The 13727-nt window shown below is 70.0% G+C and carries 15 protein-coding genes; 6 read left to right on the plus strand and 9 right to left on the minus strand.

The window, feature by feature from the left end; all coding sequences use genetic code 11:
* Nucleotides 1-43 precede the first annotated feature (43 nt).
* The gene (locus CBM981_RS13845) at nt 44-652 is read right to left on the minus strand and encodes a MarC family protein (protein WP_157665484.1); all 609 of its coding nucleotides are present in this window, start codon (nt 650-652) and stop codon (nt 44-46) included.
* Nucleotides 653-677: 25 nt separating this feature from the next.
* On the minus strand, nt 678-1811 hold the full coding sequence (mtnA, locus tag CBM981_RS13850; protein WP_087068870.1) for an S-methyl-5-thioribose-1-phosphate isomerase: 1134 nt from the start codon (nt 1809-1811) through the stop codon (nt 678-680).
* Nucleotides 1812-1891: 80 nt separating this feature from the next.
* Here mtnA and CBM981_RS13855 point away from each other — a divergent pair, with 80 nt between their 5' ends.
* Nucleotides 1892-2617 carry an STAS/SEC14 domain-containing protein gene (locus tag CBM981_RS13855; protein ID WP_087068871.1) on the plus strand — a complete coding sequence of 242 codons (726 nt, stop codon included), beginning with the start codon at nt 1892-1894 and terminating at the stop codon, nt 2615-2617.
* A gap of 18 nt (nt 2618-2635) precedes the next feature.
* Here CBM981_RS13855 and CBM981_RS13860 read toward each other — a convergent pair whose 3' ends face one another.
* Genes CBM981_RS13860 through CBM981_RS13885 form a run of 6 tightly spaced genes read right to left on the minus strand, consistent with a single transcriptional unit; the run spans nt 2636 to nt 8354 of the window.
* Nucleotides 2636-3190 carry a DUF1543 domain-containing protein gene (locus CBM981_RS13860; RefSeq protein ID WP_225867412.1) on the minus strand — a complete coding sequence of 185 codons (555 nt, stop codon included), beginning with the start codon at nt 3188-3190 and terminating at the stop codon, nt 2636-2638.
* Nucleotides 3191-3198: 8 nt separating this feature from the next.
* Nucleotides 3199-4527 (minus strand): SufS family cysteine desulfurase, encoded by a 1329-nt coding sequence (locus CBM981_RS13865; protein WP_225867413.1) that lies wholly within the window; start codon nt 4525-4527, stop codon nt 3199-3201.
* 5 nt (nt 4528-4532) lie between these two features.
* Nucleotides 4533-5663: a Fe-S cluster assembly protein SufD gene (gene sufD, locus CBM981_RS13870; protein ID WP_087068872.1), complete on the minus strand. Its 1131-nt coding sequence runs from the start codon at nt 5661-5663 to the stop codon at nt 4533-4535.
* Nucleotides 5663-6478, minus strand: a complete 816-nt coding sequence (gene sufC, locus CBM981_RS13875; RefSeq protein ID WP_087068873.1) for a Fe-S cluster assembly ATPase SufC — start codon at nt 6476-6478, stop codon at nt 5663-5665. Before sufC ends, sufD begins: the two co-directional genes overlap by 1 nt.
* 57 nt (nt 6479-6535) lie before the next feature.
* Nucleotides 6536-7975, minus strand: coding sequence for a Fe-S cluster assembly protein SufB (sufB, locus tag CBM981_RS13880; RefSeq protein WP_087068874.1), 1440 nt, complete (start codon nt 7973-7975; stop codon nt 6536-6538).
* 16 nt (nt 7976-7991) lie between these two features.
* Complete coding sequence (locus tag CBM981_RS13885) at nt 7992-8354, minus strand: ferredoxin-thioredoxin reductase catalytic domain-containing protein (protein ID WP_087068875.1); 363 nt, start codon at nt 8352-8354, stop codon at nt 7992-7994.
* 461 nt (nt 8355-8815) lie between these two features.
* Between CBM981_RS13885 and sufR the strand changes: the two genes are divergently transcribed.
* Nucleotides 8816-9517 (plus strand): iron-sulfur cluster biosynthesis transcriptional regulator SufR, encoded by a 702-nt coding sequence (gene sufR / locus CBM981_RS13890; protein ID WP_087069457.1) that lies wholly within the window; start codon nt 8816-8818, stop codon nt 9515-9517.
* Between the two features lie 26 nt (nt 9518-9543).
* On the plus strand, nt 9544-9933 hold the full coding sequence (locus CBM981_RS13895; protein ID WP_087068876.1) for a hypothetical protein: 390 nt from the start codon (nt 9544-9546) through the stop codon (nt 9931-9933).
* Here the strand turns inward: CBM981_RS13895 and CBM981_RS13900 are convergent.
* Nucleotides 9896-10792, minus strand: a complete 897-nt coding sequence (locus tag CBM981_RS13900) for a DMT family transporter (RefSeq protein WP_087068877.1) — start codon at nt 10790-10792, stop codon at nt 9896-9898. The genes CBM981_RS13895 and CBM981_RS13900 overlap by 38 nt on opposite strands.
* A gap of 52 nt (nt 10793-10844) precedes the next feature.
* Between CBM981_RS13900 and CBM981_RS13905 the strand changes: the two genes are divergently transcribed.
* The 3 genes from CBM981_RS13905 (at nt 10845) to CBM981_RS13915 (ending at nt 13719) form a co-directional block, all read left to right on the plus strand.
* Nucleotides 10845-11447, plus strand: a complete 603-nt coding sequence (locus CBM981_RS13905; protein ID WP_087068878.1) for a phycobiliprotein lyase — start codon at nt 10845-10847, stop codon at nt 11445-11447.
* 135 nt (nt 11448-11582) lie between these two features.
* On the plus strand, nt 11583-12341 hold the full coding sequence (locus CBM981_RS13910; RefSeq protein ID WP_087068879.1) for a phycobilisome rod-core linker polypeptide: 759 nt from the start codon (nt 11583-11585) through the stop codon (nt 12339-12341).
* Nucleotides 12342-12615: 274 nt separating this feature from the next.
* On the plus strand, nt 12616-13719 hold the full coding sequence (locus tag CBM981_RS13915) for a DUF4912 domain-containing protein (protein ID WP_225867669.1): 1104 nt from the start codon (nt 12616-12618) through the stop codon (nt 13717-13719).
* Nucleotides 13720-13727 lie beyond the last annotated feature (8 nt).

Consider the following 13727-nt stretch of genomic DNA (forward strand, 5'->3'; position numbering starts at 1 on the left):
GCTGCTTCGGCGTCGTTGTGCGGCGTTGGTGAACGGATCCGTCTCAGCCCGCCAGTACGGGGAAGCTCTCCCGCAGCCCGCTCACCAGCATCTGGGTGGCCACGGAGGCGATCAGCACCCCCATCAGCCGCGAGATCAGCCGTACCCTCAGCTCCCCCAGCGTCCTGTGGAGGCGAATGGCGCTGCTCAGCACCAGGAACACCACAAGGGCCAGCGCCACGATCAACCCGCTGAGCAGGAGCCTTCCAGGCAGATCAGCCGGTGATTCGGCGATCACCAGGGAGATCGTTCCCGGCCCGGCCAGCATGGGCAGGCCGATGGGCACCACGGCCATCATGCGCACATCGCCTTCGTGGTCCAGGGCCATGGGGCTGCTGCCGATGGAGATCCCCTCGATCAACCGCAGGCCATAGGGCAGCAGGATCAAACCTCCTGCAATGCGGAAGGCCGGCAGACTGATCCCGAAGAGGTCGAGCAGCGGCTGGCCCCACCAGCAGGAGAGCACCAGCGTCAGCAGGTAGGTGGTGGCCGCCAGACGGCTGATGCGGCGCACGGTGTGCGGGTTGGCGCTGGCGGCCTGAATGACGAGAGGCAGCACGCCCACCGGATCGGTCAACGCCACCAGGCCCACGGCCGTATTGATCAGGGACATGGCGCGGGGAGGGCTGAACAGGCCTTCAGGCTGGCGCCCCCGCAGCGCCGCCCTGCAGCGCCACCTCGCCATAGAGCCCCCGCAGGCCCGCCTCACTCGCCGGGGCCACGCCGCGCTCGGTGATCAGCGCCGTCACCAGCCGCGCCGGCGTCACGTCGAACGCCGGGTTGAAGGCCTGGCTGCCTTCGGGAGTGAGCCGCACGCCGGTGATGGCGCCATCGGCGCCCAGGCCCTGGATGTGGGTGAGCTCCTCGGCGCTGCGGGCCTCGATCGGAATCCCGGCCACGCCGTCGTCGATCGTCCAGTCGATCGTGGAGCTGGGCAGGGCCACATAGAAGGGCACGCCGTTGTCGTGGGCGGCCAGGGCCTTGAGGTAGGTGCCGATCTTGTTGCACACGTCGCCGCAGCGGGTGGTGCGGTCGGTGCCCACGATCACCGCGTCCACGCGGCCGTGCTGCATCAGATGGCCGCCGGCGTTGTCGGCGATCACCGTATGCGGCACCCCCTCCCGGCCCAGCTCCCAGGCGGTGAGGCTGGCGCCCTGGTTGCGCGGCCGCGTTTCATCCACCCACACGTGCACCTGCAGCCCGGCGCGGTGGGCCTTGTAGAGCGGCGCCAGCGCCGTGCCCCAGTCCACCGTGGCGATCCAGCCGGCATTGCAGTGGGTGAGCACATTCAGCGGCTCGTGCTGCCGCTCCGCCGGCCGGGCCGCCGCCAGCTGCTGCAGGATCCCCAGCCCGTGCTCGCCGATGGCGGCGCACATGGCCACATCCTCCTCGGCGATCGCCGCGGCCTCAGCCTTCGCGGCCTCGGCCCGCTGCTGCGGCGGCAGGGGCAGCACCCGCGCCCGCACCCGCTCCAGCGCCCAGCGCAGGTTGATCGCCGTGGGCCGGGTGGCATCGAGCTCGGCGAAGGCCGCGGCCAGGGCCGCATCGGAGGGATCGGCCTGCAGGGCCAGCATCAGCCCGTAGGCCCCCGTGACCCCGATCAGCGGCGCCCCCCGCACCACCATCGTGCGGATCGCCTCGGCCGCCTCTGCGCAGCTGCGCAGGGTGCGGGTGGCGAAGCGGTGCGGCAGCAGGGTCTGGTCGATCACGCCCACCGAGCGGTCATCGGGCTCCAGCCAGATGGTGCGCCAGGGCCTGCCATCGATATTCATGCGGAGGAGCCCCTGCGGCGGATGCTTCCTAGTTTGCGAGCAGGGCAACGCGGGCTCCGGCCCGCAGGAGAGCAGCCGCCATGATCGAAACCATCCAGGGGCTGCCGGCCGGCACGGTGGGCTTCCGCCTCCATGGCCAGGTGCGCGGCGACGACTACGACCAGGTGCTCGTGCCGGCCATGGAGAGCGCCATCGCCGAACACGACCGCATCAAGGCCCTGCTCTGCTTCGACGCCGACTTCGAGGGCTACGACCTTGCCGCCGCCTGGGACGACACCCTGCTCGGCCTGCGCCACTGGCAGGGCTTTGAGCGCATCGCCGTGGTGAGCGATGTGGGCTGGCTGCGCACCGCCATCCGGGCCATCGGCGCCCTGATGCCCTGCCCGGTGCGGCTCTTTGCCTCAGCGGAGGAAGAAGAAGCCCGCCGCTGGCTCGGGGAATCCCTGGGCAGCCTCCACCTGGAGGCCGAGGGCGATGTGCTGCGCGTGCGCCTGATCGGCCAGCTCGAGCCCAGCGCCTACGAGGCCCGCGAGGCCGAGATCGCCAGCCTGTTCAGCCGCCCCACCCCCCTGAAGCTGCTGGTGGATCTGCGGGAGTTCGACGGCTGGTCGGGCCTGGCGGCCCTGGGCGATCACCTCTCCCTGGTGCGGGAGCACCGCCGCTCCTTGAGCCGGGTGGCGGTGGTGGGCAACCAGGCCTGGCAGCACCTGGCCGAGCGCCTGATCCGCCGCCTCCTGCCGGCGGAGTGCCGCTTCTTCGACGCCGCCCACCACGAGCAGGCCGAACTCTGGATCCACGCCGCCTGAGCGCGGCCCCGGCCGCCGTCAGATCGGCCGGTAGCCGAACCAGTCCGGCACCTGCGGCTGGCTCAGGCCCTCGGGGTGGGGCTCCAGCACCACGTGCCAGCGCCCCTCACCCCGGGACTCCAGCAGCTCCAGCTGCTCCAGCGCCAGGCAGTCATCCACGGCCGCCAGATCGTCCTTGTGCTGCTGCAGCGCCCCGCTCAGCCAGCGCCTTCTGGCCGCCGCCTTGGCCGCCTGGGCCGAGCGGGCCACCACCAGGCCGAAGTGGTGCAGCTCCGCCAGGGAATCCGGGCGGTAGGCGCCCAGGTTCACGAACCACAGCCGCTCGCTCCGGGGCGCGGCGGGCTCGCGCCCCAGGTGCACCGTCCAGCCATCCACCGCCCGCACCGCCATCCAGGCATCCAGGTGCAGGCCCTCGCGCCGCCCGAACCACTGGCGCCGGAGCGCCGGGATCGCCGCCTCGATCGTGGCCGCCGCCACGAAGCGCACGTCGTGCAGCTCGATGTGGCAGCCGGGCGCGCGGCCGCCCAGCACCGCCAGCAGCAGCAGCGGCGCCTCCAGCGGTTGCGAGGCCACGGCAGGGCTCAGCTGTGCTCGCGCAGAAACGCGATCGTGCCCTCCAGCTCCTCGGCGAAGCGGTCGATCTCCTCCGGGGTGGTGGTGAAGCTGAGGCTGGCCCGCGCCGAGCCGGGGATGCCGTAGAGGCGATGCAGGGGCTGGGTGCAGTGGTGGCCGCTGCGGATGCAGATGCCGGCGGAATCCAGCAGGGCCGCCAGATCGTTGGCATGCAGGCCCTCCACCGTGAACGCCGCCAGGGCGCCGCGGTGGGGCTGCTGCTCCGGGGTGGGGCCGAGGATCCGCACTCCGTCGATCGCCCCCAGCCGGTCGAACAGGCGGCGGGTGAGCTGCTGCTCCCAGCGATGGATCCGGTCCAGGCCGAGGGTCTGGAGGTAGTCGAGGGCGGCTCCCATGCCGATGGCCTCGCCGATCGCCGGGGTGCCGGCCTCGAACTTGTGGGGCAGATCCGCCCAGGTGCTGTGATCCAGGAACACGTCCTGGATCATCTCGCCCCCGCCCAGGAAGGGGGGCATCGCCTCCAGCAGCGCTTCCCGGGCCCAGAGGAAGCCCATGCCCGTGGGGCCGCAGAGCTTGTGGGAGCTCGCCGCCAGGAAATCACAGCCGAGTTCGGCCACATCCACCGGCATGTGGGGCAGGCTCTGGCAGGCATCCACCAGCACCAGCGCCCCCACCGCGTGGGCCAGGGCGGAAATCTCGGCGATGGGGGTGAGGCAGCCGAGGGTGTTGCTCACGTGCACCAGGCTCACCAGCCGCGTGCGCTCATTCAGCTGGGCGCGCAGGTCGTCCATGTCGAGTTCACCGCTGGCGGTGAGCCCCACGTGGCGCAGCACGCAGCCGGTGCGGGCCGCCAGCAGCTGCCACGGCACCAGGTTGCTGTGGTGCTCCATCACCGAGAGCAGCACCTCGTCGCCCTCCCGCAGGTTGGCCTCACCCCAGGTGCGGGCCACGAGGTTGATCGCCTCGCTGGCGTTGCGGGTGAACACGATCTCGCGGGGGCTGGCCGCTCCCACGAACGCCGCCGCCTTGGCCCGTGCCCCCTCGAAGCCCTCCGTGGCCCGGGCGCTCAGCTGGTGCGCGCCCCGGTGCACGTTGGCGTTGTCGTGGTCGTAATACCGCTGCAGCGCATCCAGCACCTGGCGCGGCTTCTGGCTCGTGGCCGCGTGATCGAGATAGATCAGGGGCTGCCCCAGGCAGGCCGTCTGGGCCAGCAGGGGGAAATCGGGGCGGGTGAGCGTCGCCAGATTCTCCGCCGCAGCCTCGGCAGCGGGCGGCGCAGCAGCCGCAGGCGGGGCGTTGCTGTGCAGGCTGTGGATGGTGGCCGAAGGGGAGGGCATGGGCTTCAGGCGGCTCCCAGCAGGGTCTGCAGCGGCTGGTGGGCGGCGGCGGCGGCGGGCAGCGCCCGCAGCACCTCCTCGCAGAAGCCCCGCTGGAGCAGGGCGGCGGCCTGGGCGGCGCCGATGCCGCGGCTCTGCAGATAGAAGAGCTGCTCCCGCTCCAGCCGCGTCACCGTGGCCCCATGGGCGCACTTCACGTCGTCGGCCACGATCTCCAGTTCCGGCTTGGTGTCCACCCGGGCGCGGTCGGAGAGCAGCAGGTTGCGGCTCAGCTGGGAGGCGTTGGTGCGCTGGGCGGCACGGGGCACCTGCACGGCCCCGTTGAAGATGCTGTGGCCCCGCTCGTCGGCCACGGCCTTGTGCAGCTGGTCCAGGGTGCCGGCGGGTCCATCGAAGCGCACCTGGCTGTGGGTGTCGGCGATCTGGTCGCCCTTCACGAGCTGAAGCGCCCGCAGGCTGGTGCTGGCCTCCCCCTCGGCCTGCACGATGCGGGGCTCCTGGCGCAGCAGCGCCCAGCCGACGCTGGCCGTCACGAGCTGGAGGCTGCTCTCCCGGGCCTGACGGACCGCGGTGTGGGCCAGCAGGCTGGCCTGGCCATCGCCACCGGCCGCGAGGGTGCCCAGGCTGAGGCGGCTGCCGGCGCCCATCTCCACTTCCACCACCAGGCTGAGCGCCTGCGGGCCCGAGGCCCGGATCACCTGCAGCAGATCCAGGCTGGCGCCCGCTTCGAGCACCAGCAGCAGACGCCGGGCCTGCAGGCCGGCGCCGGCGGCCGCATCCCAGCCGAGTTCCAGGGGGGCGGCGGCGCCGCACACCCGCAGGGCGAGCACGGCCGGGCAGGCCCCCCGGTTGAGGCGCACCGGCCAGTGGTCCAGGCAGCCGGCGGCCGCGAGGCAGCCGTCCAGGTGGTTCACCACGTCTTCCGGGGGCAGCGGGGAGATCCCCTCCGGCAGAGCCGGCACGGTCCAGGGCGCAGCCGCCGCATCAGCGAGGCAGGGCTGCAGGCGCCGCAGCGCCGCCAGATCGGTGAAGCGCCAGTCCTCCTGGCGGCGGGTGGGCAGGGGGGCTCCTGCCAGGCCGGCGAGCCAGTCGGCCGTGGTGACGGATCCCTGCGGTGCCACGGGAGTCGAGAGCATCAGGCCACCTCCACGGGCTGGCGGGCGGCCGGGCCCTCCAGCCGGGCGATCTCCTCGTCCACCCAGTCGTAGCCGATGCGCTCGAGCTCCAGCGCCAGCTCCTTGCCACCGCTGCGCAGGATCCGGCCGGCGGCCATCACGTGCACGTGGTCGGGGGTGATCAGGTCGAGCAGGCGCTGGTAGTGGGTGATCAGCAGCGTGGCGTTGTCGGGGCCGGCCAGATGGTTCACCCCTCCGGCCACGATGCGCAGGGCGTCGATGTCGAGGCCCGAATCGGTTTCGTCGAGGATGGCCACCACGGGTTCCAGCAGGGCCATCTGCAGAATCTCGTTGCGCTTCTTCTCGCCACCGCTGAACCCCTCGTTCACGCTGCGCTCGAGGAAGGCGGGGTCCATCTGCACCACCGCCAGCCGCTCCTTCACGACGTCCTCGAAGGCGAACGTGTCGAGCTCCTCCTCACCGCGCTCGGCGCGGCGGGCATTGGTGGAAACCCGCAGAAACTCGAGGTTGCTGACGCCGGGAATCTCCACCGGATACTGGAAGCCGAGGAAGAGGCCCACCCGGGCCCGCTGCTCGGGATCCAGGTCCAGCAGGTTCTCACCGCGGTAGTGCACCGATCCGCCCGTGACGGTGTAAGCCGGGTGGCCCGCCAGCACCTTGGAGAGGGTGCTCTTGCCGCTGCCATTGCGGCCCATCACGGCATGGATCTCGCCGGCACGGATGGTGAGGTTCACCCCCTTGAGGATGGGCTGATCCTCCACCGAGGCATGCAGGTCGTGGATCTCAAGCAGAACCGGGGCGTCGGGGCAGATCACTGAACTAGGGGATGGGAAGGGAGAACGGAAGGGGGATGGCGGCCAGGGGCTGGGGAATCAACCCACGGATCCCTCGAGCTTCAGGGCCAGCAGCTTGTCGGCTTCGGCGGCGAATTCCATCGGCAGCTGGTTGAACACATCGCGGCAGAACCCGCTCACCATCATCGAAACGGCCTCTTCGAAACCGATGCCACGGCTCTGGAGGTAGAACAGCTGATCTTCGGAGATGCGGCAGGTGCTCGCCTCATGCTCCACGGCAGCATCGGGCTGCTGGGAACGGATGTAGGGGTAGGTGTTGGCCGCGGCCTGATCGCCGATCAGCATCGAATCGCACTGGCTGTAGTTGCGGGCACCCACGGCCTTGGGGCCGATCTGCACCAAGCCGCGGTAGCTGTTCGAGGAATGGCCGGCACTGATCCCCTTGCTCACGATCGTGGAGCGAGTGCGGGGGCCCACATGGATCATCTTGGTGCCCGTATCCGCCTGCTGGCGGTTGTTGGTGAGGGCCACGGAGTAGAACTCACCCACGGAATCGGCACCCTGGAGCACACAGCTCGGGTACTTCCAGGTGATGGCGGAACCCGTTTCCACCTGGGTCCAGCTGATCTTGCTGCGATCACCGCGGCAGTGGCCGCGCTTGGTCACGAAGTTGTAGATGCCGCCAACGCCGTTCTCATCCCCGGCATACCAGTTCTGCACGGTGGAATACTTGATGGAGGCATCATCAAGAGCCACGAGCTCCACCACAGCGGCGTGCAGCTGGTTGGTGTCGAACATCGGCGCGGTGCAACCTTCTAGGTAGCTGACCGATGCGCCCTCCTCGGCCACGATCAGCGTGCGCTCAAACTGGCCCGTATCGCCGGAGTTGATCCGGAAATAGGTGGAGAGCTCCATCGGGCATTCGACCCCCTTGGGAATGAACACAAAGGAGCCATCGCTGAACACCGCGGAATTGAGCGCGGCGAAATAGTTGTCGTTGGTGGGAACCACCGTGCCCAGGTAGGCCTCCACCAGCTCGGGATGGTCCTTCACGGCCTCGCTGATGGAGCAGAAGATCACGCCGTGCTCGGCCAGCTGCTCCCTGAAGGTGGTGGCAATCGACACACTGTCGAACACCGCGTCCACGGCCACGTTGGACAGCCGCTTCTGCTCGCTCAAGGGGATGCCGAGCTTGTCGAAGGTTTCCAGCAGCTTGGGATCCACCTCATCGAGGCTGGTCTTCTTCTCCTGCTGCCTGGGAGCGGCGTAGTAGATGATGTCCTGATAGTCGATCTTGGGATACCCCAGGGAGGCCCACTCCGGCTCCTCCATGGTGAGCCAGTGGCGAAACGCCTTCAGCCTGAAATCAAGCAGAAACTGAGGCTCATTCTTCTTGGCGGAGATGAGCCGCACCACGTCCTCACTGAGGCCCTTGGCAATCTTGTCGGTTTCGATGTCGGTGACAAAGCCGTACTTATACGGCTGCGAAACCAGATCTCCGACGGTGGCAGTGGACATGGTGAAAAGGGCGGGATCAGCCGGCAGTGAGGGATTTGACGTCGTCGAGCGAGATGGTCTGCTTTTCACCCCGGAACGGATTGTCTTCCGTGAGGAAGAGCATGCAGTGGCACTCCTTGCGCTCACGCATCGGCACACAGGGGCAGTTCCAGAAGGCCTGGGCCACCTCCGCCTCCTTGTCCTCGTAGTGGCGGCAGGGGCAGAGGGCACCGCCCAGCTCGTCCTTGTGGCGGGCCAGGCCCTCGAGCACCACCGCCGTGACCCCGGGATCACTGCAGAAATAGGTTCCAGTGCGCTGGGCGTAGGTCTCCGCGAACTTGCGGATCACCTCCAGGCTGTCGGCGCTGGGTGTGGAGCTGCTCGCGGGGGTGTCGGCCATGGCGGGGAACAAGACGAGGCGGGGAGGAGTGCTGGCGGCAGCCCGGAAAGGAGCTGCCGCTTGTGGATGGGCCTGCCCCTGATTCAGGGGGGCCCGCCCGGGGGGAAGACCAGGGCCGGACGGCCGCGGCCGCAGGGAAGCCGATCGCCGGATCGGCAACAGCCTCCCGGGTTGATCGGTCTCCAGCCTCCCGACATTACGAAACTCTGGCGTTTCTTTATCCGGAGCCTAGGGCACGCGTCCGGCGCTTGGGTGAGCCTCCATTGTGCCGTTCGGCTGCGCCGGCCCGTGTGTGACGCGCCCCTGGGAGCCCCAACCCACAACTGAACGTGGCATCGTGTGAAGGCCTGGTGTCGGTCATGCGTCCAACCATCGCCCCCCACACCACGGCTCCAGCACAGGGCTCCGAGCCGAGCCCACCCAGGGTGGCAGCTTCGGACCGCCCCGACGGCCCGGGTTCCGTGGGCTCGCGTTCCGAGGGCTCGGGTGCTGAGGCGAGCGGGCAGGCTCCGGCCTCGTCCCCTCCCCCCTCGCCGGGCTCCACCAGGGAAGCGGCCCTGGCGCTGCTGGTGCGCCACGGCGAAGCCACGGCTGCCGCCCTCGCCAAGAGCCTCGGGGTGTCGGTGCAGGTGATGCGGCGCCATCTTCGCAGCCTGGAGGAGGAAGGCCTGGTGGCCTCCTGTACCGCCTCCGACGGTCCGGGCCGCCCCACCAACCGGTGGCATCTCACAGACCGGGGCCAGGATCAGTTTCCTGATGGGAGCGAGGCCTTCGCCCTCGGCCTGCTGGCATCGATCGCCCAGAACCTCCCCGCCGACACCCTCAGCCTGCTGCTCGCCCAGCAGGGCAGCCAGCAGGCCAGGCTCTACAGGCGACAGGTGGGCGACGGCTGCCTTCAGGAGCGCCTCGAGCGGCTGGTGGATCTGCGGCGGCGCGAGGGGTACGTGGCCGAGTGCTCGCCCCACCCCGATGGCCAGTCGTGGGTGATCCAGGAATTCCACTGTTCCGTGATGCGCATCGCCGAGCAGTTCCCCTGCGTGTGCGATCAGGAGCTGCGACTGATTCGTGAAACCTTCCCCGACTGCCAGGTGGAACGGGTGCAGTGGCGCCTCGAGAAGGGTCACTCCTGCGGCTTCCGTCTCCAGCCCTCCCAACCCGGCTGAGCCCTCCATCCGACGTGCCCCCTGCCATGGACCCTGCCACCGGTCCCCTCACCATGGCCGAGCTGGCTGAGCTGGAGGCCACCCTCCTGCCGGCCGTGGAACGGCACCACCTGCGGTTGCTGGCCCACAGCCTGCGCACCCTGCAAGCCATCGCTGGGCGGGAGCAGGGGCCCCTGCCCGACGGCAGCCATCTGGAAACCTGGGCCGCGGCCGTTCCCGCCCTTCGGGATGATCCCGGCTTCCGCTCGGGATATCTCCTCCAGCTCCAGGCAGCCGCCAGGCAGCTCGAGGCCATCGCCGCCGAGCTCGGCACCACGGCCCTGGGCCTCGATCTCGGCCAGCTCGCCCAGTGGGCCAGAGGCCAGGCCGACGCCCGGCTCAGCGCACCACCAGCACCACCCCGACCAGAGCACTGACCGCCGCCAGCCAGCCGGCGGCGCGGGGACGGTCGCCCTCGAAGCGGGCCAGCAGCACCGCCATCACCGGCGCGGTGGCCAGCAGGGCCACGGCCAGACCGGCCGGCAAGCGGCTGAGGGCCAGCTGCTGCAGGGCGATGCCGGCCGTGGTGCCCAGCAGGGTGGCACCCAGCACCAGGGGCCAGCGGCGCCGGGATGGCCAGGGCCCGAGCTGGGGCCGGCCCAGGCGCTGCAGCAGGCCAGGCAGCAGGGGCAGCATCACCAGGCTGGCGGCCGCCAGGCGGATCGCCGCGGCCGCCATCGGCGTCACCAGCCCGCCCTGGAGTGCCGCCCGGGCCAGCAGCGCGCCGCCACTGCCCCCCAACAGCGCCCCCAGGGCGAGCAGCAGTCCGGCGCCCTGCTGGGCCGCCAGCGATCCCGGCGGCGGTTCCTCGCTCTGGCGGGCCACCAGCAGCAGGGCGAGGCTGATCAGGGCGATGCCGAGCCACTGCCCGGGGGCCGGCATTTCCCCCAGCACCAGTCCGGCGGCCGCCCCGGTGAGGCCAGGGCCTCCCGCCTCGAACGTGAGCGTGCGCCGGGTGCCGAGGCGGCGCAGGGCGGCGAAGAAGAGGCTGTCCCCCAGGGCGATGCCCAGAACGCCACTGAGGCTGAGCAACCCATAGGGATGCGCTGTGCCGCCCTCCGGCCAGCCGCCTCGGCCGCCGAGCAGCAGCACGGGAGCAAGCATCGCCAGGGCCAGCAGGTTCTTGAGCAGGTTCAGCTGCCCGGCCCCCAGGGAGGTGGGCAGGCGGCGCCACAGCATGCTGGCGAGGGTCCAGCAGAGGGCAGCCGCCAGGGCCGCCGCCACACCGAGTGCCACCCCGCTCCGTCCGCTGCCTTGCGATCATCGTGGCCCCAGCTGCGCCCCGACCGTGACCGAAGCCATCGCTGACGCCATCAGCTTTTTCCGGCTGAGCTGCGGCCGCTGGCGCTCCCAGCGCAGCAGCCACCACCTGCTGCACCGCCGCGCCGAGGCCGGGGGCTCCTGGATCGAGGTGGTGGAGCTGGACGCCGACGACCCCCGCCTGATCGCCGTGGCCACGCTGCACGGCCAGGATCCCGCTGCGCTGGTGGGCGGCTGCCGCGTCACCTGGAATGCCTCGATGGCCTGGGACAAGGCCGGGGAAGCCCACGAGGGCGACAGCGTGTTCGGCCTGATTCCCACCGACCCCAGCGGCCGCACCGGTCTGCTGCTGCGCGACCGGGGCTACGCGGAGACCGCTCCGGTGGCGGGACACTTCGCCATGGACGAGCGCGACGGCCTGCTGCTCACCACCAGCTACGAGACGATGAACAGCCTGGAGCGGTTCAGCTTCGCCGGCCCCAATGTGCGGCTGCGCACCAGCACCGTGGAGGGGCTCTCCAACACCGCCTCGTTCTGTGTGGAGACCCGGATCCTGGCGAGCGATGCCGCCTCGCCACCCGCTCCGGCCGCCCCCCGGGCCGAGGCGACCCTGTCTCCCCTGGGCTGGTGACGGGCGGCCGGGACGGAAATCCGGCGCGTTGGAAACGTTTGTGCCGAACGTTACGGACTGTGAGCCCTGCCTGAGCGGCACCGGTTCCCCAGCGACGGCACTTCTACGATCCCTGGCGACGGATGCTGAATTCGCGTGGCCCTGCCCCTCCTGAAGTACGCGCCCACCACCCAGAACTCGCGCGTGAATGCTCTGCGGGTGGGTTCGGATGAGGACCCCAAGGCCGTTTCCATGGAGAAGGCCATGGATCGCGAAGATCAGAACTTCGTGATCGAAGCGGCCTACCGCCAGATTTTCTTCCACGCCTTCAAGGTGGACCGCGACCGCACCCTGGAGTCCCAGCTGCGGGACGGCCAGATCACGGTGCGGGACTTCATCCGCTCGCTCTGCCTCTCCGACACGTTCACCCGCAGCTTCTACAACCTCAACAGCAACTACCGGGTGGCCCGCCACCTGGTGGAGAAGCTGCTGGGCCGCCCCACCCACGGCAAATCCGAGGAGATCGCTTGGTCCGCCGTGCTCATGACCCGCGGCGTCAAGGGCATGGTGGACGACATCCTTGATTCTCAGGAATACCTGGAGGCCTTCGGCTACGACACGGTGCCCTACCACCGCAACCGCGTGGTGGGCAGCCGGGACCTGGGCGAAACCCCCTTCAACATCACCAGCCCCCGCTACGACGCCTACTACCGCAGCATCCTGGGCTTCCCCCAGGTGGTGTACACCGGCACGGTCAAGGCCTACCCGGAGCGCGCCCGTCAGCGCCGGGGCGGCTTCCCCGAGGACTACCTCCCCTGGGTGCGGAGCCTGCCGGCGATGCGCGCCACCAGCGCCGCGGCCTCGGCCGACATCAACTACCTGGCGAAGGTTCCCTACCGCAGCATCGGCCGGTAGACCCCCAGCACATCCATGCGTCCCGGAGGCGACCCACGGGTCGCCTTTTTTGTGGCTTGCTGGAGCGTCCCTCCCTGGAGCAGCCCAACCCTGCGAGAAAGCTGCTGGCGCGTCCAGGCGTGGCGAGGCCCGTCCAGGCGTGTCCAGACGCCGCACCCGGGTCAGTGGATGCTGACCCTGCCATGCCGGGGCCGCCGCATCGCGGGAAAGTGGACCACACTGATCCCAAACGAAATCTTTCGCTGTGAGCCAAGCCCTGTCCTCGTTGGCCCGCATGACGCTCAGGCAGCTGCGCCAAATCGCCAGTGATCTGGGCGTGACCCTTTACAGCCGCAAATCCAAGGACGAGCTGGTGGCCGAGATCAGCTCCCGCAAGGATGAGCCGGCCGACAACCTCAGCCAGGCCGCTCCGTCAGCCGAGGTTCCGCTCGATGAGCCGCCACCGTTGAAGAGCATCGAGGCCTCGATGCCCCCCGCGCCGCGACCCACCGCGGAAACCAGCGTGGTCTTCCTGCCCCGGGATCCCCAGTGGGCCTATGTGTTCTGGGACATCTCCGAGGATGACCGTGCCGCCGCCTTCGCCGCCGGCGCCAACCAGCTCTGCCTGCGCGTCGCCGACGTGACCGGGCTCTCCGGCGGTTCCGCCCATCCCCACACCCTCCAGGAAGTCGTGGTCGACAGCCACGCCACCGAGTGGTATCTGCCGGTGCCCCTGAGCGATCGCGACTACCGGGTGGAGCTGGGCTACCGCAAGGGATCCGGCGGCGGCTGGATCTCTCTGGCCTTCTCCTCCGTTGCCCGGGTTCCGGCCCTCCATCCCAGCGACCAGATCCTGGACCAGTTCGTTCCCTTCACGCTGGAGTCGAGCGCCCCTGTGGCCGTGGCAACGCCCGCCGCACCGCCGGCTCCGCCGGCTGACACCGGCCTGCATGAGCGCCTGTATCAGACCGCCACGTCCCAGTGGCGCCGGATCAGCCGGGGCTCGGAGGCCTTCCATGAGCTCGACACCAGTGGGCTGGACTCCTCCGATCTGAATGCCTCGGGTCTGGGCATCTGGGCAAGCGGGCGCAGCGACTCGGGGATCGGTGGTGTCGCTCCCCGGCAGCGCTCCTTCTGGCTCGTGGCCGATGCCGAACTGATCGTGTACGGCGCCACCGACCCCTCCGCCAAGCTCAGCATCGGCGGAGAGGATGTGCCTCTCTCCGCCGATGGCACCTTCCGGGTTCAGGTGCCATTCCGCGACGGCCGCCAGATCTATCCGATCGAAGCCGTCGCCGCCGATGGGGTGCAGAAACGCAGCATCACCCTCGAGTTCAGCCGCACCACGCCGGAAGACAACAGCAATCCGGCCGACCAGGCTGTGGCTGAGTGGTTCTGAGTCGGTCG

Source organism: Cyanobium sp. NIES-981 (assembly GCF_900088535.1).
In the GTDB taxonomy this organism is placed as follows: Bacteria; Cyanobacteriota; Cyanobacteriia; order PCC-6307; family Cyanobiaceae; genus NIES-981.